16 protein-coding genes are annotated in these 19,144 nt (G+C 60.7%); 11 read left to right on the top strand and 5 right to left on the bottom strand.

The features are described 5' to 3' along the window. The first annotated feature begins 6 nt into the window (after positions 1 to 6). On the top strand, positions 7 to 423 hold the full coding sequence (gene ndk, locus KTJ78_RS02360; protein WP_369807941.1) for a nucleoside-diphosphate kinase: 417 nt from the start codon (positions 7 to 9) through the stop codon (positions 421 to 423). Between the two features lie 54 nt (positions 424 to 477). Next, complete coding sequence (uvrB, locus tag KTJ78_RS02355; RefSeq protein WP_217132288.1) at positions 478 to 2,544, top strand: excinuclease ABC subunit UvrB; 2,067 nt, start codon at positions 478 to 480, stop codon at positions 2,542 to 2,544. A gap of 31 nt (positions 2,545 to 2,575) precedes the next feature. Here uvrB and KTJ78_RS02350 read toward each other — a convergent pair whose 3' ends face one another. Together KTJ78_RS02350 and KTJ78_RS02345 are read right to left on the bottom strand one after the other, a co-directional pair. Continuing rightward, positions 2,576 to 3,286 (bottom strand): hypothetical protein, encoded by a 711-nt coding sequence (locus tag KTJ78_RS02350; RefSeq protein ID WP_217132286.1) that lies wholly within the window; start codon positions 3,284 to 3,286, stop codon positions 2,576 to 2,578. A 5-nt stretch (positions 3,287 to 3,291) separates the two neighbouring features. Beyond that, positions 3,292 to 3,897: a hypothetical protein gene (locus KTJ78_RS02345; protein WP_217132284.1), complete on the bottom strand. Its 606-nt coding sequence runs from the start codon at positions 3,895 to 3,897 to the stop codon at positions 3,292 to 3,294. A gap of 127 nt (positions 3,898 to 4,024) precedes the next feature. On the opposite strand from KTJ78_RS02345, the gene uvrA reads away from it, so the two are divergent. From uvrA to KTJ78_RS02300, 9 genes are all read left to right on the top strand, one after another. Next, positions 4,025 to 6,931, top strand: a complete 2,907-nt coding sequence (uvrA, locus tag KTJ78_RS02340; protein ID WP_369807939.1) for an excinuclease ABC subunit UvrA — start codon at positions 4,025 to 4,027, stop codon at positions 6,929 to 6,931. After that, complete coding sequence (uvrC, locus tag KTJ78_RS02335; protein ID WP_217132280.1) at positions 6,931 to 8,862, top strand: excinuclease ABC subunit UvrC; 1,932 nt, start codon at positions 6,931 to 6,933, stop codon at positions 8,860 to 8,862. The genes uvrA and uvrC overlap by 1 nt, the downstream gene beginning before the upstream one ends. Before the next feature lie 4 nt (positions 8,863 to 8,866). Next, positions 8,867 to 9,739 carry an RNase adapter RapZ gene (gene rapZ, locus KTJ78_RS02330; protein ID WP_217132279.1) on the top strand — a complete coding sequence of 291 codons (873 nt, stop codon included), beginning with the start codon at positions 8,867 to 8,869 and terminating at the stop codon, positions 9,737 to 9,739. 59 nt (positions 9,740 to 9,798) lie between these two features. Further along, entirely contained in the window at positions 9,799 to 10,773 is a 975-nt protein-coding gene (gene whiA, locus KTJ78_RS02325) for a DNA-binding protein WhiA (RefSeq protein WP_217132277.1), read from the top strand. A gap of 48 nt (positions 10,774 to 10,821) precedes the next feature. Then, positions 10,822 to 11,439 (top strand): superoxide dismutase, encoded by a 618-nt coding sequence (locus tag KTJ78_RS02320; protein ID WP_270912065.1) that lies wholly within the window; start codon positions 10,822 to 10,824, stop codon positions 11,437 to 11,439. 85 nt (positions 11,440 to 11,524) lie between these two features. Then, positions 11,525 to 12,727, top strand: a complete 1,203-nt coding sequence (locus tag KTJ78_RS02315; protein ID WP_217132276.1) for a phosphoglycerate kinase — start codon at positions 11,525 to 11,527, stop codon at positions 12,725 to 12,727. Then, entirely contained in the window at positions 12,724 to 13,518 is a 795-nt protein-coding gene (gene tpiA, locus KTJ78_RS02310; RefSeq protein WP_217132275.1) for a triose-phosphate isomerase, read from the top strand. The genes KTJ78_RS02315 and tpiA overlap by 4 nt, the downstream gene beginning before the upstream one ends. A gap of 64 nt (positions 13,519 to 13,582) precedes the next feature. Then, entirely contained in the window at positions 13,583 to 13,831 is a 249-nt protein-coding gene (gene secG / locus KTJ78_RS02305) for a preprotein translocase subunit SecG (RefSeq protein ID WP_217132695.1), read from the top strand. Between the two features lie 14 nt (positions 13,832 to 13,845). Further along, positions 13,846 to 14,202, top strand: a complete 357-nt coding sequence (locus KTJ78_RS02300; protein WP_217132273.1) for an RNA polymerase-binding protein RbpA — start codon at positions 13,846 to 13,848, stop codon at positions 14,200 to 14,202. A gap of 24 nt (positions 14,203 to 14,226) precedes the next feature. On the opposite strand, the gene KTJ78_RS02295 is transcribed toward KTJ78_RS02300, so the two are convergent. Genes KTJ78_RS02295 through tkt form a run of 3 tightly spaced genes read right to left on the bottom strand, consistent with a single transcriptional unit; the run spans position 14,227 to position 19,009 of the window. Continuing rightward, complete coding sequence (locus KTJ78_RS02295) at positions 14,227 to 15,807, bottom strand: hypothetical protein (protein WP_217132272.1); 1,581 nt, start codon at positions 15,805 to 15,807, stop codon at positions 14,227 to 14,229. Further along, positions 15,804 to 16,910, bottom strand: a complete 1,107-nt coding sequence (tal, locus tag KTJ78_RS02290) for a transaldolase (RefSeq protein ID WP_217132270.1) — start codon at positions 16,908 to 16,910, stop codon at positions 15,804 to 15,806. Before tal ends, KTJ78_RS02295 begins: the two co-directional genes overlap by 4 nt. Beyond that, positions 16,907 to 19,009, bottom strand: coding sequence for a transketolase (tkt, locus tag KTJ78_RS02285; protein ID WP_369807938.1), 2,103 nt, complete (start codon positions 19,007 to 19,009; stop codon positions 16,907 to 16,909). The genes tal and tkt overlap by 4 nt, the downstream gene beginning before the upstream one ends. Positions 19,010 to 19,144: the final 135 nt, after the last annotated feature.

Genomic DNA, 19,144 nt, shown 5'->3' with positions numbered 1-19,144 from the left:
ATTATTGTGGCTGTTGAAGAAACACTCATCCTCGTCAAACCAGATGGCGTCAAGCGTAACCTCGTCGGCGAAATCTTGCGCCGGGTCGAGGCAAAGGGGTATGAAATCGCTGACCTGCGCATGGTGCACGCCTCACGTGCGCTGCTCGCTGCCCACTACGAAGAGCACGAGGGCAAGCCCTTCTATGAGCCGCTCGTAGAGTTCATGTCGTCGGGCCCCGTCGTTGCCATTCGCGCGCGCGGCGAGAGGGTCATCGAAGGATTCCGTTCACTCGCTGGCTCGACCGAGCCGACGAGCGCCGCCCCCGGGACGATCCGTGGCGACCTCGGTCGCGACTGGGGAACGAGTGTTCAGCAGAACCTCGTTCACGGCAGCGACAGCACGCTGAGTGCAGAGCGTGAGCTCGCACTCTGGTTTGTATAATATTCGAACACCCGTTCGAAGCTTATCTTGAGCTTAGGGGCGTACGCTAAGGGTATGGAAACTACCCGAAGCGTGCGCCCCTTTGAGGTTATTAGTGAGTATGAGCCGAACGGCGACCAGCCTCAGGCCATCGCCGAGCTGGCCTCCCGCATCAACGCGGGAGAGACCGATATCGTGCTCCTCGGCGCCACGGGTACTGGTAAGTCGGCAACGACCGCCTGGCTCATCGAAGAGGTGCAGCGGCCCACGCTCGTGCTCGCCCACAACAAGACGCTCGCCGCACAGCTTGCGACCGAGTTTCGGCAGCTCTTGCCGAACAACTCGGTTGAGTACTTCGTCTCGTACTACGACTACTACCAGCCAGAGGCCTACGTGCCGCAAACCGACACCTTCATTGAGAAGGACTCGTCGATTAACGACGAGGTCGAACGCCTGCGCCACTCGACGACGAACGCGCTGCTCAGCCGGCGCGACGTCGTCGTGGTGAGTACGGTCTCGTGTATTTACGGCCTGGGTAAGCCTGAAGAGTACTACGAGGCGATGGTGCCACTCGCGGTGGGCGATCAGGTCGATCGTGACGCTATCCTGCGCCGCTTCGTTGACATGCAGTATCAACGCAACGACATCGAGTTTGTGCGCGGCAACTTTCGAGTTCGGGGCGACACGGTCGAGATTATCCCGATGTACGAGGAACTCGCGATTCGCATCGAGTTCTTTGGTGACGAGATCGACGCGCTCTACTACCTGCACCCGGTCACGGGCGAGACCATCAAAGAGGTCGAGACGGTTTCGGTCTTTCCAGGTTCGCACTATGTCGCAAGCCACGACGTCATGCAGCGGGCCATGGGCGACATTGCCGACGAGCTCGACGCGCGGCTGAATGAGTTGCACGCTCAGAACAAGCTCGTTGAAGAGCAGCGGCTCAAAATGCGCACGACGTTTGACCTCGAGATGATGGAGCAGATCGGTTTTTGCTCTGGTATCGAGAACTACTCGAGGCACATTGATGGGCGCCAGCAGGGCGAGGCCCCGCACTGCCTCCTCGACTATTTTCCCGATGACTTTCTCGTCGTGATCGATGAGTCACACGTCACGGTGCCGCAAATTGGTGCGATGTACGAGGGGGACTCCTCGCGTAAGCGCACGCTCGTTGATCACGGCTTCAGGCTGCCGTCTGCCCTCGATAACCGCCCGCTCACGTTCAATGAGTTCAAAGACCGTGTTGGCCAGACGGTATACCTCTCAGCGACCCCCGGCAAGTACGAGATGGAGCTGGCCGACGGTGTGGTCGAGCAGATCATTCGCCCCACGGGCCTCATCGACCCAGAGATCGTCGTCAAGCCAACGCAGGGGCAAATTGATGACCTGCTCGAGCAGATCAAGATTCGCGCCGAGAAAGATGAGCGCGTGCTCGTCACGACGCTCACGAAGAAGATGGCCGAACAGCTCACGGCGTTTCTCGAAGAGTCTGGGGTGCGGGTACGCTACCTGCACTCAGACGTCGACACACTGCGGCGCGTCGAGCTGCTGACCGAGCTTCGCGCCGGCGTGTACGACGTGCTCGTTGGCATCAACCTGCTGCGTGAGGGCCTTGACCTTCCCGAGGTGTCGCTCGTCGCGATTCTCGACGCCGATAAAGAGGGCTTCTTGCGCTCTTCAACCTCACTTATTCAGACGATTGGTCGTGCCGCGCGTAACGTGTCGGGCGAGGTGCACATGTATGCAGACCGTATTACTCGGTCGATGCAGGAGGCCATTGACGAGACGCAGCGTCGCCGTGAGATTCAGGTGGCATACAACACCGAACACGGTATCGACCCACAGCCGCTTCGCAAGAAGATCGCTGACATTACCGAGATGCTGAACCGTGAGGCTGCCGATACGACCGAACTCATCGAGTCCTCGGCCGCGGGCAAGAAGCGTACCGGTTCGGGCGCGGCTGCGAAGCGCTCGGGCGCCGAATCAGGCGGCACCGAACTCGAGCAGCTGATCGTCGAACTCACTGACCAGATGCTGGCTGCCGCCGAAGAGCTCAAGTTTGAGCTTGCCGCGCGCCTGCGTGACGAGATCGGCGAACTGAAGCGCGAGCTTCGCGGGATGGCTTCGGCTGGCCACGCTTAGGCCCTGATGGTGGTCGCCATTTGTTTGGCTGCTAGAGCACCGAGTAGCCGTAGCGGGATGCGGTCGCCTCGATGATACCGGTGAGTTCTGGCCGATCGAGCGTGAGGAGCGCATCGGGGTGCGCCGGGAGTGCGTCTTGGCTGCGAAGCCAGAGGGCGCTGATTCTCGTGTGAGGCATGAGTGACGACGCCGAGAGCACCCCGTCGACCTCGGGGTAGCGGCGGGCTATGGCCCGTGACCACTCCCGTGAGCGCTCACGCGAGCCAGACATGACCGCTGCATTGCCGCCGGCAACGGTGAGCCAGTCGCTGTCGCTGAGGTTCAGCAGCGTCAGCTCTCGGGTCACGCTGAAAAACGCGAGCGCGGGGGTGTTGAGGCCTCTCGTGATAACCCGTTTGCGCTGAAAGCACTCGATGAGGCACGTTGCAAGCGTAGACATCGCCGCATCGCCTTCGAATGCCTCACCAACGGGCTTCGCCTGCCCTGCGGGCTGGGCGCTGAGTTCTGGGACCGCGTACATGACTCCGTACCCAGCGTGCTCCTGTGGCGGGTTTGGGTGCGGATCGAAGCGTGCGTCGACGGGCCCGTATGACCGGTATGCGTTCCAATCGCTGGGGTACGGACCCGCGGTGTTGAAGACCCGCGCAAACATGGTGCCTGCGGCAATCGTGCTGCACCATGAGTGATCGCCCGGAAGGTCGGGGAACTGTGCCGGGTTCGGAGTAGGGGCCTCTTCACTCATGGCCGTTAGAGGGCCCTGCTGAGTTCGCCCTGCATGATCTGAGCCGCAGTTTCGTGGCTGCCTCCTGCTTGAAGCCACGAAGCGATCGAGTGCTCGACGCTATCGATGGTGAGAAGGGAGGAGGGCCAGGTGAGCGCGCGCTCTACGAGCGTGAGTGGGGTGGTCGGAGGAATCTCTTTGGCAACCGTGCTCCAGCCGGGTAGCTCGCCGCCATCAAAAAACTGGAACGCGGGAAAGTGCCAGCCGTCGCTGTGGCGTCTTGCGAGGAGCGTATGGTCGGCGGCGCGTTGCCGCACCCGCGCGGTACTCACGTGGAGCAGGGAAGCGACTTCGGTTGCGCTGAGTGAGATGGTATCGACTCGGCGCTCTGTGAGCAACGACTGAGCAGTCGTGCTCAGGTGGCTCTGCTGCTCTGCCATGTTCGTCGTGACACCGAAGCGCTCGAGCGCTGAGACCTCAGCGACGGTGAGGTTGTGCGTGCTTGGCGCACTGGTCTCGGCGAGGCGTTCAAGGAGTTCTTCGGCGGTTGCAAGCTGCCTCGGGTCAAAGCTTGTGACCAGGGCAAGAACGCGATCACGAACCGGCGCTGTTTCGTGTGCCTGGGCTGACATGACCATCTCCTTACGGTTGCTTACGTCAATAGTAAGCGTAAAGAGCGCCGAGAGCAAGGGGAATGTGGGCAGCATCGATTCGTACATAGGTTCGAATATTCCCAGCTTTAGGGCCTACAATAGAGGGGTGCAAAGAGAAGAATCGACCCCATTGCGTTCATCGGCCGCCCACGCAACACTGAGCGTGAAGGGGGCACGCGAAAACAACCTCGACAATGTTGACATCGAGATTCCTCGTGACTCGATGGTCGTCTTTACGGGACTTTCTGGCTCGGGCAAGTCGAGCCTCGCGTTCGACACGATCTTCGCCGAGGGGCAACGACGCTACGTCGAGTCATTGAGCGCCTACGCTAGGCAGTTTCTCGGGCAAGTCGATCGACCTGATGTCGACCTGATTGAGGGGCTCAGCCCCGCGGTCTCTATTGATCAGAAGTCAACAAACCGCAACCCGCGCTCGACCGTCGGCACGATCACTGAGATTTACGACTACATGCGATTGCTCTGGGCACGCATTGGCACGCCGCACTGTGCGGTGTGCGGCGCAACGATTCAGGCGCAGACGGTGCAGCAAATCGCTGACCAGCTCATGGCTCTTCCCGAGGGAACGCGCTACCAGCTCCTCGCGCCAGTCGTCGTGCAGAAGAAGGGCGAGTTTGTCGACCTCTTTCAAGATCTCCACTCGCAAGGTTTCTCTCGCGCGGTTGTCGATGGTGAGGTCGTGCAGCTCGCCGATCCGCCAAAGCTCAAAAAGCAGGTGAAACACACGATTCACGTCGTTATTGACCGGCTCGTTGCGAAGCCAGACGGGCTTGGACGTCTGACTGACTCGCTTGAAACGGCGCTACGCCTCGCCGGCGGCATCGTCGAGGTCGACTTCGTCGATCGTGACGCCAAGGCCGACGACCGCAGGGCGACGTTCAGTGAGAAGATTTCGTGCCCCAACCAGCACCCCGTGACGCTCACCGAAATTGAGCCGAGAACGTTTTCGTTTAACGCGCCCTTTGGAGCGTGTTCGACCTGTCACGGTATTGGAACCTCGCAATCGGTTGATCTCGATCTCGTGCTCGGTGACCCTGAGCTCTCGATCAACGAGGGCATTCTTATCCCCTGGACGAGCCAGGGCAAAACCCTTTACAACTACTTTGAGCGCACGCTCGTGGCTCTCGCGAAAGAGCTTGACTTCTCACTGAAAACACCGTGGAAGAAGCTTCCCGAAGAGGTGCAAGAGGCCGTTCTCTACGGCAACAACTTCAATGTGGGGGTCAAGTGGCGCAACCGCTTTGGCCGTGAGGTGAAGTACACGACCGGTTTCGAGGGCGTTGTTCCGTGGGTCGAGCGCCAGTTTCAAGAGGTCGAATCAGATTCACGCCGCGACCGGCTCTCAGAGTTTTTGCGCGAAGTGCCGTGCTCGGCCTGCGGTGGCAAGCGACTCAAACCCGAGGTGCTCGCCATCACGATTAACGATTCATCGATTGCTGACGCTACCGAGCTGAGCCTTACCGACGCGCGCGCCTTCTTCGAGGGCGTCGAGCTGACCGAGCGCCAGCAGCAAATCGCGGCGCAGGTGCTCCGTGAGATTCGCCTTCGCTTCGAGTTCTTGACTGAGGTGGGCCTCGGTTACCTGACACTCGCGCGTTCAGCGGGTTCGCTCTCGGGCGGTGAGGCACAGCGCATTCGCCTCGCGACCCAGATTGGTTCTGGGCTCACGGGTGTGCTGTACGTACTCGACGAGCCGAGCATCGGCCTGCACCAGCGTGACAACCGGCGGCTCATCGAAACGCTCGTGAAGCTGCGAAACCTGGGCAATACGCTCATCGTAGTTGAGCACGACGAAGAGACCATTCAGGCGGCCGACTGGATCGTCGATATCGGCCCGGGTGCCGGTGTCGAGGGCGGTAAAGTCGTGCACTCGGGTGGCTACGAAGCGTTGCTTGCCAACACTGATTCGCTCACCGGTGATTACCTCGCAGGCAGACGCGCGATTGAGACTCCCAAGAAGCGCCGCAAGCGTGACGCGAAGCGGCAACTGAAAATTCAGGGGGCCCGATCAAACAACCTGCAGAACATCGACGTCAACGTTCCGGTCGGTATCATGACCGCGGTGACCGGGGTTAGTGGCTCGGGCAAGTCGACACTCGTCAACGATATTCTCTACCGAGTCATGGCCAACAAGCTCAACGGAGCGAGGCTCGTTCCCGGCAAGCACACCCGCGTGCAGGGGCTTGAAGAGCTCGACAAGGTCGTGCACGTTGACCAGGCCCCGATCGGGCGTACGCCACGGTCGAACCCCGCGACGTACACTGGCGTCTTTGACAAGGTGCGCACGCTCTTCGCCGAGACGCAAGAAGCGAAGGTGCGCGGCTACCTGCCGGGCCGCTTCAGCTTCAATGTCAAGGGCGGGCGCTGCGAAGCCTGCTCAGGCGACGGCACGCTCAAGATTGAGATGAACTTCTTGCCAGACGTTTACGTTGATTGCGAGGTGTGCCACGGGCAGCGCTACAACCGCGAGACGCTGCAGATTCGCTACAAGGGCAAAAATATCGCCGAGGTGCTCGACATGCCGATCGCCGAGGCCGAGGAGTTCTTTGAGCCCATTTCGTCGATCCACCGCTACCTGAAAACGCTCGTAGATGTCGGCCTCGGTTATGTGCGACTGGGGCAGAGCGCCACGACGCTCTCGGGTGGTGAGGCGCAGCGTGTCAAGCTTGCGACCGAGCTGCAGAAGCGCTCTAACGGACGTACGGCCTACGTGCTCGACGAGCCCACGACGGGCCTTCACTTCGAAGACGTTCGTCGACTGCTCGACGTGCTGAATCGCTTGGCCGACAAAGGCAACACCGTCATCATCATCGAGCACAACCTCGACATGATTCGCGCGGCCGACTGGGTCATCGATCTCGGGCCAGAGGGCGGATCGGGCGGTGGTACGCTCGTCGCGCAGGGAACCCCCGAGCAGGTAGCCAAGGTTGCCGAGAGCCATACGGGTCAGTTTCTTGCCGAGATCTTTGCTAAGGAGAAGAAAGAGCGGGCGTGATGGCGGGGTTCACTGACACTCGGGCCGAGTGGAGGCCAAAGAACTCCGAGATACCCACACAACCCGGCGTCTATCGTTTCTCTGACGCCCAGGGCCGCGTGCTGTACATCGGCAAGGCGAAGTCGTTGCGCAATAGGCTGCTCAATTATTTCGGGCAGATGGATCGCCTCGCTCCGCGAACACAGCGCATGCTGCAGCTGGCGCGCGGGGTCGACTGGACGGTGGTGGGAACCGATACCGAGTCGCTCATTCTCGAGCACACGTGGATCAACGAGTTCTCGCCGCCCTTCAATGTTCAATTTCGCGACGACAAGAGCTACCCGTATCTCGCAGTAACACTCGGTGACGAAGCACCAAGGCTCGTTATGACGCGCAACCGTCGGTACAAGGGCGCGAAGTACTACGGACCATATCCCAAAGTGTGGGCCATTAAACAGCTGATGTCGGCCCTGCAGCAGGCGTTCCCAATTCGCACCTGCAACGATGCCGACTACAACCGAGCGATGCGTTCTGGGCGTCCCTGCCTCGGCGGGCAGATCGGCCGGTGTTTCGGCCCGTGCTCAAAGCTCGTCACGGTCGAAGAGCATCGTGTGCGCATCAACCAGCTCGTGGCGTTCTTGAACGGCCAGGACAAGGGCTTCATACGCCGGCTCGAAGATGAAATGCGCACCGCGGCGCTTGAACAAGAGTACGAGCGTGCCGCCGAAGTGCGCGACCAGATCGAAGGAGCAAAACTCGCGCTCGAGCAAAACGTGATGGTGCTCGGCGAGGGCGAAGACCTTGACGTGTTCGGCTTTGCGATGGACGATCTCTCGGCGGCGGTGCACATGTTCATTGTGCGTGACGGTCGCATTCGCGGCGAGCACGCTTGGGTGGTCGATGTCGAACTTGATAACACCATGGGCCGTCTCGCAGAGTTCGCCCTGCAATCGGCTTACGACCTTGAGTCGGTTCCGCCGACGATTCTCGTTCCCGCAATTCCCGAGAGCGCGAAAGAACTCGTTACCGCGCTCAGTGATCATCGCCCGCGCGGGGGCAAGGTGAACGTTCTTGTGCCAGAACGAGGTGAGAAGAAGCAACTGCTTGACAGGGCGAACTTGAACGCCGGTGAACAGCTCATTCGCTACAACATGCGTAGGGCTGCCGACATTGTGACGAGAACCGATGCTCTCGGTGAGATACAAGCGGCGCTCGGCCTCGCGGAGGCACCCCTTCGCATCGAATGTATTGACGTCTCGCACCTGCAGGGCACAAACGTGGTCGCATCCCTCGTCGTGTTTGAAGACGGAATGCCCGCGAAAAATGAATACCGGAAGTACTCCATTGAAGAGACGACCGATGACACCGACTCGATCTATCAGGTGGTCAAACGGCGTGCAAAACGTATCGTCGAGTATCTTGAGAGCGACGGTATCGAGGGAGCCCAGGCCCGCCGACAGGTGCCCCAGCTCATCGTTGTCGATGGCGGACAGCCACAGGTGAACGCTGCGTACCGAGCACTCACCGAAGAAGGTCTCACCTCAGTTGGCGTGTGCGGGCTCGCAAAACGTATGGAGGAGCTGTGGTTGCCCGACGACCCATTCCCGGTCATCTTGCCTCGTTCGAGCGAGGCGCTGTTCTTGTTGCAGCGCCTGCGCGATGAAGCACACCGGGTTGCGATTACGTACCAGCGTGCCAAACGCAAGCGTGACATTCATACGCAGCTCTCAGAGGTGCCAGGACTCGGCCCCAAACGCACGAAACAGTTGCTCAGCCACTTCGGCTCGGTGAAGCGTCTACGGGCTGCGGGAGCGGAAGAAATCGCGACGATCCCCGGCTTTAGTGAGACGCTGGCCCGGGCAATTTCTGAGCATCTTGGCGACGTTCACAACCCGGCCGAAAGCGGTATTCTGAATGCAGCCAATAACACCCCAGGAGCGGAAGAGAAGTGATCGTATGACCGTACACTCGCCAGACCAAGAATTCTTGATCGTCACCGGCATGAGTGGGGCCGGCCGCAGTACGGTTGCCAACGCCCTCGAAGACCTCGGGTGGTACGTGGTTGATAATCTGCCCCTCGCCATGCTGCCGACCCTCGCCGACATGGCAGGTAAATCGGGTGCCTTGCCGAAGATCGCGGCGGTCATCGATATTCGAGGCAACATGGTCTATGAAGAGATTCAGGCGACCATCACTGAGCTGAGCGAATCGACGAAGGTGCGCGTCGTGTTTCTTGACGCCGCCGACGACGTGCTCGTGCGTCGCTACGAGGCCGTTCGCCGGCCTCACCCGCTGCAGCGCGATGCCTCGCTGAGCGAGGGCATTAAACGTGAGCGTGAGCACCTCCTCGAACTGCGCGCAACGAGTGATGTCGTGATCGACACCTCGCGGTACAACGTACACGATCTTTCAAACCAGACCCGCGAGCTCTTCTCAGATGAAGACACACCCGGGTTGAAACTCACGGTTCAATCTTTTGGTTTTAAATATGGGGCACCAACCGATGCCGACCTCATTGTCGATATGCGATTCATTCCCAACCCCTTCTGGGACCCTGAGCTGCGCCCGCTCACGGGGCAAGATCCAGCGGTTCAAGAATACGTTCTTGAGCAGGAGGGGGTCGCTGAATTCCTCGATCACTATGTTGCTGCACTCGCCCCGGTAACGGCCGGATTCCAGAGGGAAAATAAGCGACACGCGTCGCTTGCCGTCGGTTGTACGGGAGGAAAACATCGCAGCGTCGCAATGGCACGCGAACTTGCCGATAGACTAGCGGCTCTGCCCGGTGTCAGCGTGAGTGTTACGAACCGCGACCTGGGCCGCGAATAAGCAACGCCACGTCGCGTTGCATCTCGGGATTACTTACCTCGTTACGACAAGGAGAATCATTGGCGTCGACTGCCGACATTAAAAATGAGCTCGTGACTGTGCGCCCACAGGCCACACGCGAGCGAATTGCTGAAGTGACGACCATTCTGCGTTTTGCAGGAGGGCTGCACGTCATTTCAGGTCGAATTGCTTTAGAAGCTGAGCTGCACACCGCTCACATCGTGCAACGCGTGCGCCGCGATCTGCATGAGATTTACGGTGTGCGTGCTGAAGCAAAGCAGATGCGCCCCTCAAGTAACCGGGGGAGTGCCCCCGAGTTCTTGGTTCGTGTGCTGAACGGTGAAACGCTCGCCCGCCAGCTCGGGTTGCTCGACGCGCAACGTCGTCAGATTCGCGGTTTGCCCAACAATGTCACGACCGGCCGTCGCGAGGAGCTTGCAGCCGCATGGCGTGGAGCCTTCCTGGCTCGCGGAGCACTTATTACGCACGGCCGTTCGATGAGTCTCGAGGTGGTTGCCCCCGGGAACGAGGCCGCGATGGCTCTCGTTGGCGCGGCTGGTCGCCTCGGTATCGCTGCTAAGGCCCGCGAGATTCGTTCGCAGGTCAAGGTCATGATCAAAGACGAAGAGGCAATCGGCGAGATGTTACTCCTTATGGGGGCTCCAAAGGCTCTCGAGGAGTGGAACAACGTGCGCACCCAGCGCGAGAACCGTGCCAACGCCAACAGGCTCGTGAACTTTGATGACGCAAACCTGCGCCGCAGTGCACAGGCATCGGTACACGCGTGCGCAAGAGTGCAGCGCGCACTCGAGATTCTCGGTGACGAAGTTCCCGAACACCTGAGGTATGCGGGCGAGCTTCGCCTGGCACACCGTGAGGCCAGCCTTAACGAGCTCGGTTCGAAAGCTGACCCGGTGCTTACGAAAGACGCGGTCGCTGGCCGCATTCGTAGGCTTCTCGCGATGGCCGACAAAGAGGCAGAGGATCGTGGCATCCCAGGCACCGATATTACGCTGCCCGAGGACACACTGTGATCGTCAAGGGTCACGGTCTACACTGGATAAACACGTAACGAAAGGTGAATGATGACGTACACACTTCCCGAACTTGATTACGACTATGGTGCTCTCGAGCCGCACATCAGCGGCAAGATCATGGAGCTGCACCACTCGAAGCATCACCAGGCATACGTAACCGGCGCAAACGGCGCGGTTGAAGCGCTTGCCGCGGCTCGCGAGTCAGGCGATCTCGCGAACGTGAACAAACTTGAGAAAGATCTCGCGTTCAACCTCGGTGGTCACGTGAACCACAGCATCTTCTGGAAGAACCTGTCACCCAACGGCGGTGGCGAACCAGAAGGCGAAATTGCGGCAGCGATCACCGAGTACTTCGGTAGCTTTGACGGCTTCAAGAAGCAGTTCAACGCCGCAGCCATGGGCGTTCAGGGCTCAGGCTGGTCGGTTCTCGCGTGGGACACACTCGGCCAGCGCGCCAACGTTCAGCAGTTCTTCGACCAGCAGGGCAACCTTCCCGCTGGCACCGTTCCGCTGCTCATGCTTGACGTATGGGAGCACGCCTACTACCTCGACTACCTGAACGTGCGTGCCAATTACGTCGACGCGTTCTGGAACCTTGTGAACTGGGAAGATGTGGCCGCACGCCTTGAGCGCGCACGCACCCAGACAACGGGGCTCATCTAAATGACTCTTGTGGGGCGGGGCACTTCGGTGCTTCGCCCCACAGCTGTGTTCACCGACCTTGTCCCTTCTCGAAAGGCCTACACTCTTGCGCACGATTGAATCACTCGGCGATCTCACGTCGCGCACCGTTTTGGTGCGCGCTGACCTTAACGTTCCGCTCAATGACGGAACGGTTTCAGACGAGGGACGCATCGTTGCCTCGCTACCGACGATCCGCACCCTCAGCGCGCAGGGCGCACGGGTGATCGTCGTGAGCCACCTTGGCCGGCCAGGGGGAGAGGTGAAGCCCGAGCTGTCGTTGCGGCCGGTTGCCTCACGCCTCGGTGAACTGCTTGAAACTGACGTAACCTTCGTCGACGAGACCGTAGGTGCGAAGGCTTCGGCCGTTCGTGAAGCCATGGCCGACGGAGACGTCGTTGTGCTCGAAAACCTACGCTTCAACGCGGCTGAGACTTCAAAAGACGCGGCAGAGCGTCAGGCCTTTGCAGAGCAGCTTGCCCAGGGCGCTGACGCCTTCGTTTCAGACGGCTTCGGTGTGGTGCACCGCCAGCAGGCGAGCGTCACCGAGCTCGCCGCCCTCTTGCCGAGCGCCGCCGGTCTGCTGATCGCGGCCGAATCAGAGGTGCTCGAGCGCCTCACCGAGCGGCCAGAGCGCCCGTCGGTCGTCGTGCTTGGCGGTTCGAAGGTCTCAGACAAGCTCGGCGTTATCGCTCACCTACTCGAGCGAGTCGACACGATTCTCATTGGTGGCGGCATGATGTTCACCTTCCTCAAGGCTCAGGGGCACGACGTTGCCGCGAGCCTGCTCGAGGTTGATCAGCTCGATACCGTACGCGGGTATATGAAGAAGGCCGAAGAGCTCGGCGTAAAACTCGTGCTGCCGGTTGATGCGATTGTTGCCGAGCGCTTTGCCGCCGATGCGGCGCATGAAACGGTCGGGGTCGCCGATATCGCCAACACGGCGTTCGGCGAGAGTGGCATGGGCCTCGATATTGGGCCAGAGAGTGCGAAGCTCTTTGCCGCCGAGATTGCTCAGGCGAAAACCGTCTTCTGGAACGGGCCGATGGGTGTGTTCGAGATGCAGGCCTTTGCCCAGGGCACCCGCGAGGTCGCGCAAGCACTTGTCGACTCTGAGGCCTTTACGGTCGTTGGCGGCGGCGACTCTGCGGCCGCGGTTCGGGCGCTCGGTTTTGCAGACTCATCATTCGGCCATATTTCGACCGGCGGCGGTGCAAGCCTCGAATACCTTGAGGGCAAGTCATTGCCCGGTCTGGAGGTGCTCAAGTGAGCCTCAACACCCGCACCCCGCTTATCGCGGGCAACTGGAAAATGAACCTTGACCACCTTCACGCGATTGCCAACGTGCAAAAGCTGTCGTGGGCGCTCGAAGACGTGAAGCACTCCTACGCCGAGACCGAGGTTGCTGTTTTTCCTCCGTTCACCGACCTGCGTTCGGTGCAGACCCTCCTTGTCGCAGACAAGATGGAGCTGAAGCTCGGCGCCCAAGATCTTTCTCAGCACGACTCAGGCGCCTACACTGGTGACATTTCGGGTCAGTTTTTGCAGAAGCTCGAGGTCAGCTACGTGATCGTCGGGCACTCTGAGCGCCGTGCAATGCATGCTGAGACGAACGAGATCGTGGGGCAAAAGGCCAAAGCGGCGGTCAAACACGAACTCGTTCCCATCATTTGCGTCGGCGAAACGGCCGAGGAGCGCGAAACACGCGCCGAAGCAGAGGTGCCGCGCGAACAGTTGCGTGAAGCGCTGCGCGCACTGACAGCCGGGTCTGAGATCGTCGTTGCCTACGAGCCGGTCTGGGCAATTGGCAGTGGTCAGGCCGCGAGCCCGGCAGATGCGCAAGCCGTCATCGGTGCGCTTCGCGAGCTCATTCGCGAGGAGTGGGGCGCCGAAGCCGCAGCCCAGACGAGAATTCTGTACGGCGGATCGGTCGCGAGCGCTAACGTCGCACACTTCATGGCGCAGCCCGACATCGATGGGGTGCTCGTTGGCGGAGCGAGTCTTGACGCGACTGAATTCTCTAAGATTGCGCAGTTCAGGAAGCACGTTATCGCGGGCTGACCCTGAAGTGCGGGTATACTAAAAAAGTACTCATGTGCTCAAATCGTCGGAAGGGACGTTCACTGTGATTGTTGTCCAGGTGATTTTGCTCGTAATCCTCGTGATCACGAGTCTGCTCCTGACGCTCTTTATCCTCCTGCATAAGGGCCGCGGTGGCGGTCTCTCTGACATGTTTGGTGGTGGGGTGACGTCAAGCCTCGGTTCTTCTGGGGTTGCAGAACGAAACCTCAACAGAATCACGGTCGTCGTTTCGATCGTTTGGTTCTTGAGCATTATTGCATTGGGTCTCTTGACCCGATTCGCGCTCATTTAAGGAGTGATGGAACCATGGCAATTGGAAACAACGCCATTCGCGGGGCTCGAGTAGGCTCGGGCCCAATGGGCGAAAAAGACTACGGTATTCGTGCAGAGCGCACGGCAATCTCGTACTGGGACGCGATGGGCAACGAAACGATTCGTTACTTTGCCTCTGACGTTTCAGAAGACGATATTCCCGAGCAGATTGACTCGCCTCAGTCGGGTCTTCCTGCCGGTCGTGACAAGAACAACCCACCGGTTCTCGAAAAGCCTGAACCGTACAAGACGCACCTCGCGTACGTCAAAGAACGTCGCACGCCCGAAGAAGCAGAAGAGCTTTTGGAGCAGGCACTCCAGAAGCTCCGCAAGCGTCGCGGCACCGCATAAGCGGTAAGCGACACGAAACAACACTTACAGGTGCTGGGCCAAAAGGCTCAGCACCTTTGTGTTTGCTACCCGCAACGCCATGAGCTGACGGTCGAGCCCACGCAGCACCTTCTGATCAGCCATTGCTGCGGTCTCGCAGAGCCAGCCGAGACTCGTAATGGTGCCGGGAACCCGAACATCGTGAGCGGCCTTCTGGTACACGCTCAAGAAGAGCCCACCGGGCTGGCCACCCTTGTGTAGCTGGCCGGTCGAGTGCAGGTAGCTCGGGCCGTAACTCACGGTGGCGGGGGTACCGCTTCGCAATTCGACGGTCTTCGCGAGCGTCTCGAGCGCTTCGCTCCGCTCGGGCAAGAACGCTTGAATGACGACATACGCTGCACCATTGGCCGCACCGATGAACTCGGTGAGTAGGGCATCAAGCGTTTCAGGCTTTGCTTTACTGAGCCCGACTGTCACTTCGAGCCCTTCGCATGGCTCGGTGACATTTGCTGAGAGCAGATCGCCTGGCTTCATGCCACGTGCTGCACGCTTGGTGCGTTCGACGTCTGGCTGGTCAAAGGGGTTCACCTCAAGCAGCATGCACAGGAGCGAGGTCACAACCTCCCAGAAGTAAAAGTGCACTCCAAGGGGTCCGGTAACGGTCATCTCGGCGTCGGCGTCGGCATCAAGGCCAGAAGCCGAGGTCTCGTGCTCACGAAGATGCACGACCATGCCGCCCGTCTGCGTGACGGTCTTGCTCGTGCGCGCGATGGGCAGCAGCCCACGCCCGTCTTTGCCGGTTGACTCGGCGACGAGCTGCTCGATCCACGCGGGAAGCCCTGGAAGCTCGGGTGAGAAGAACTGGGCTGTTCCAGAGCGCTCGACAGCGATCTTCAGTGCGCTTGCGACGCGGATCGCGGGGTTATCGGCGCTATCACGTGAGAGCGCGCGAACGGTCTGAAAGACGCTCGGGGCCACCTCGTCGAGCTTGGCACCGGCAACCATGGCGGGAATCATGCCGAAGACGGTGAGCGCTGAGTAACGCCCGCCCACGTGGGGGTGTCCAAGAATGGTCTTGTAGCCGCGCAAACGCGCGTGCTCTTCGAGCTCAGAGTCGGGGTCGGTAATGACGATGATGCGTTCAGCAGCGTTGATGCCGGCCTTGCTCATGCGGTCTTCGCAAATCGCGAGCTGCGTTCTCGTTTCGCTCGTACCACCTGATTTCGAGCTTACGATCACGACCGATTGCGCGAGCGACTCTGGGCTCATAGTGGCATCGATGAAGTCGGGGTGAATCGAATCGATGGCGATGAGAGGAATGGGGGAGTCGTTCGTCATGACCTGCGGGGCGAGGCTTGAACCGCCCATACCGCACAGCAGCACTCGTGAGTAGTCGATGGTGCTGAGCTTTGTGCAGAGCTCCTCACCCTGTGCAATCACGTCGACGATGTCGCTTGCGGCCGAGACCCAGCCGAGTCGTTCACTGGCTTCTGCTGCTGCGGCTTTGCCCCACAGCGTTGCGTCGCCTTCGCGAAGGCGAGATGCAGCCTTTGACGCGACGAGGTAGTCAATCGAGGCCTCGGCGAGTGCGGCATCGTCAATATCAGCCTTGATGAAAGAACTCATCGTGCGGCCCCCAACTGCTCGGTAACATTTGCGACGAGTTCGTTCCAGGCGTCGTCAAACTTTTCGAGGCCCTCGCGCTCAAGGGTTTCGCTCACCGCGCTGTAGTCGAGGCCAACGGCTGGCAGCTTCGCGATGTTGAGGGCGGCTTCTCGGAGGTGCGTTGCGAGACGGTCTGGCACGATCTCGTCGAGCTCGCTTGCGGCCTGCAGCGTCGCCTCTGGCATCGTGTTCACGGTGTTTGCCGCGACGAGCTCGGTGACGTAGTGCGTTGCTGCGAGGCGCGGATCTTTGACCCCTGTCGAGGCCCAGAGCAAGCGCTGCGGTTGCATACCGACCGAAGTGAGAAACTGTGCACGCTCGGTGCTCGACTGCTCTTCGAAGATCTCGTACGCGACGCTCGCGTTGGCGATCGCAAGCGAACCGCTGAGGGCTTGCACCGAGGCGTCGTTGCTTGCGTCGAGTGCTGGATCAACCGCCGTGTCAAAACGCGAAATGAAGAACGAGGCAACCGACTGAATGCGGGCGATGTCATGGCCGTTGGCGCGCGCCTGCTCAATTCCTGTGAAGTAGGCGTTGAGCACCTCGCGATAGCGGCTGAGGCTGAAGATGAGCGTGACGTTCACACTGATGCCCTTGGCGAGCGTCGCAGTGATCGCGGGCAGCCCCTCGGTCGTCGCGGGAATCTTGATCATCGCGTTCGGACGATCGACGATCGCCCAGAGCTGTTCGGCCCGTTCGACCGTGCGCTCGGCATCGTGTGCGAGTTCTGGCTCGACCTCGATTGAGACCCTGCCGTCGACTCCACCGCTACGCTCGTACACCGGCGCAAAGAGGTCGCACGCCTGGCGCACGTCGTCTGTCGTGAGCCGCGTGAGCGTGTCGGCCGGCGAGAGACCCTCGCTCGCGCAGGCCGCGAGGGCCTCGCCGTAGCTGTGATCATTGCGGATCGCGGCCGAGAAAATGGCGGGGTTTGTCGTCACGCCGACGACGCTGTGGCTCTCGATGAGCGAGGCGAGGTTGCCCGAGTTGAGACGCTCTCGTGAGAGGTCATCGAGCCAGATGCTCACGCCTGCGCTGCGGAGGGCCTCGGTTGCGTGAGTCATGCGCTCACCTCTGCGAGGCTCTCGCGTGCCGCAGCGACCACGGCCTCGGTCGTGATGCCAAACTTCGTGAAGAGGGTCTGGTAATCGGCCGACGCGCCGAAGTGTTCGATCGAGACTGAGCGGCCAGCGTCGCCGACGTACTCGCGCCAGCCGAGTGAGAGGGCCGCCTCGACGCTTACGCGGGCACGAACCTCTTTCGGGAGAACCGAAGCGCGGTACTCTTCGCTCTGCTCGGCGAACCACTCAAGGCACGGAGCCGAGACGACGCGCACGCCGATGCCCTCGGCGCTCAACGTTTCACGAGCTTCGAGTGCCAGCTGCACCTCTGAGCCGGTCGCGATGAGAATGAGATCGAGCGAGTCGGTCGTGGTCTCAGCGAGCACGTATGCACCCTTTCGCACGCCCTCAGCCGACGCGAGGGTCTGGCCGTTTGCTTCTGCAGTGCCGCGTTCGAAGACGGGCACGTTCTGGCGTGTGAGCGCGAGGCCTGTGGGGCCCTCGTGGCGTGAAAGCGTCTCATGCCAGGCGATCGCAACCTCGTTGGCGTCGGCGGGGCGCACAACCGAGAGCTGGGGAATCGCGCGCAGGGTCGCGAGCTGTTCGATGGGTTGGTGCGTCGGGCCGTCTTCGCCGAGCGCAATCGAGTCGTGGGTCCAGACGAAAATGCTTGGCACATTCATGAGTGCAGCGAGTCGCACCGCCGGGCGCATGTAGTCGCTGAAGATGAGGAAGGTGCCGCCGTATGAGCGGGTCTTGCCGTGCAACTGGATGCCGTTCAAGATCGAGCCCATGGCGTGCTCACGAATACCGAAGTGCAGTACACGACCGTAGTCGTTGCCCTGGTAAGCACGGGTCGACCACTCGGCGGGAATAAACGATGCTGCGCCGGGGATCGTGGTGTTGTTTGAATCGGCGAGGTCTGCCGAGCCGCCCCAGAGTTCTGGCATCTTCTCGGCCAGAGCCGCAATGGTCTTGCCGCTCGCCGAACGCGTCGAGACCGAGGTGCCGCCCTCGAAGGTCGGCAGAACCGCTTCAATGCCCTCTGGCAGCTCGTCGCTCTGCAGGCGATCGAAGAGCGCCTTTTTCTCGGGATTTGCAGCCGCCCACTCGTCGAAAGCCGCGTTCCACTCGCTGCGTCGATCCGCACCCCTCGAAAGAGCCTTACGGGTGTGCTCGATAACCTCGGGTGCGACCTCGAACGATGCCTCGGGGTCGAAGCCGAGCGCGGTCTTCAGCCCAGCGAGCTCCTCGCCGCCAAGCTTCGAACCGTGGATGCCGCCGGTGTTCTGTTTGCCGGGTGAGGGCCAACCGATGATCGTCTTGAGAATGATGAGGGTCGGGCGGCCGGTCTCGGCCTTGCCAGCCTCGATCGCCGAGAAGAGGGCAGGCACGTCTTCGACGTAGGCGCCGCTCTCGTTCCAGTCAACCTCGAGCACCTGCCAACCGTAAGACTCGTAGCGCTTTGCGACATCTTCGGTGAACGAGATGTCGGTATCGTCTTCGATGGAGATCTTGTTGCTGTCGTAGATGGCGATGAGGTTGCCAAGCTTCTGGTGGCCCGCGAGTGACGAGGCCTCGGCGGTGACGCCCTCTTGCAGGTCGCCATCGCCGGCCAGCACGTAGATGTGATGGTCGAACACGCTCGTGCCTGGCGCTGCCTCGGGGTCAAAGAGGCCACGCTCGTAGCGCGCGGCGTATGCCATGCCGACGGCCGAGGCGAGACCTTGGCCAAGCGGGCCGGTCGTGATCTCGACACCGTCGGTGTGACCGTACTCGGGGTGGCCGGGGGTGAGCGAGCCCCAGGTGCGCAGCGCCTTAAGATCGTCAAGCTCGAGACCGTAGCCGCCGAGGTAGAGCTGCACGTACTGCGTCAGTGATGAGTGACCGATCGAGAGCACGAAGCGGTCGCGGCCAACCCAGTTGCAATCGCTCGGATCGTGGCGAAACACCTTCTGGTGCAGCAGGTACGAAACGGGGGCGAGGCTGATCGCTGTGCCAGGGTGGCCGTTACCAACTTTCTCGACAGCGTCTGCTGCGAGTACGCGCGCGGTGTTGACCGCGAGATCGTCAATGTCGTTCCACTCAAGGTTGTTCGTCACAGGGGGCCTCTCAGATGCTGAAGTGTCGTGGGCTTGAACGCCATAATCCGTCACCAACTCTACCGGGTTTGCTCGGCTGCTTTTCGCGCCGCAGCGGGGTTTCAGTAATCTCTGTGCGGCTTCACACCGAGGGCT

Source organism: Leucobacter chinensis (genome assembly GCF_019049105.1).
GTDB classification, from domain to species: domain Bacteria; phylum Actinomycetota; class Actinomycetes; order Actinomycetales; family Microbacteriaceae; genus Leucobacter_A; species Leucobacter_A chinensis.
This window is presented reverse-complemented; position numbering and strand designations above follow the sequence as displayed.

Excerpts from the sequence above, each read along its gene's own strand:
- uvrC (WP_217132280.1), top strand. The coding sequence starts at position 6,931 with ATGGCGGGGTTCACTGACACTCGGGCCGAGTGGAGGCCAAAGAACTCC.
- KTJ78_RS02300 (WP_217132273.1), top strand. The coding sequence starts at position 13,846 with ATGGCAATTGGAAACAACGCCATTCGCGGGGCTCGAGTAGGCTCGGGC.
- uvrB (WP_217132288.1), top strand. The coding sequence starts at position 478 with ATGGAAACTACCCGAAGCGTGCGCCCCTTTGAGGTTATTAGTGAGTAT.
- KTJ78_RS02320 (WP_270912065.1), top strand. The coding sequence starts at position 10,822 with ATGATGACGTACACACTTCCCGAACTTGATTACGACTATGGTGCTCTC.
- KTJ78_RS02350 (WP_217132286.1), bottom strand. The coding sequence starts at position 3,286 with ATGAGTGAAGAGGCCCCTACTCCGAACCCGGCACAGTTCCCCGACCTT.
- KTJ78_RS02295 (WP_217132272.1), bottom strand. The coding sequence starts at position 15,807 with ATGAGTTCTTTCATCAAGGCTGATATTGACGATGCCGCACTCGCCGAG.
- KTJ78_RS02345 (WP_217132284.1), bottom strand. The coding sequence starts at position 3,897 with ATGTCAGCCCAGGCACACGAAACAGCGCCGGTTCGTGATCGCGTTCTT.
- tal (WP_217132270.1), bottom strand. The coding sequence starts at position 16,910 with ATGACTCACGCAACCGAGGCCCTCCGCAGCGCAGGCGTGAGCATCTGG.
- rapZ (WP_217132279.1), top strand. The coding sequence starts at position 8,867 with ATGACCGTACACTCGCCAGACCAAGAATTCTTGATCGTCACCGGCATG.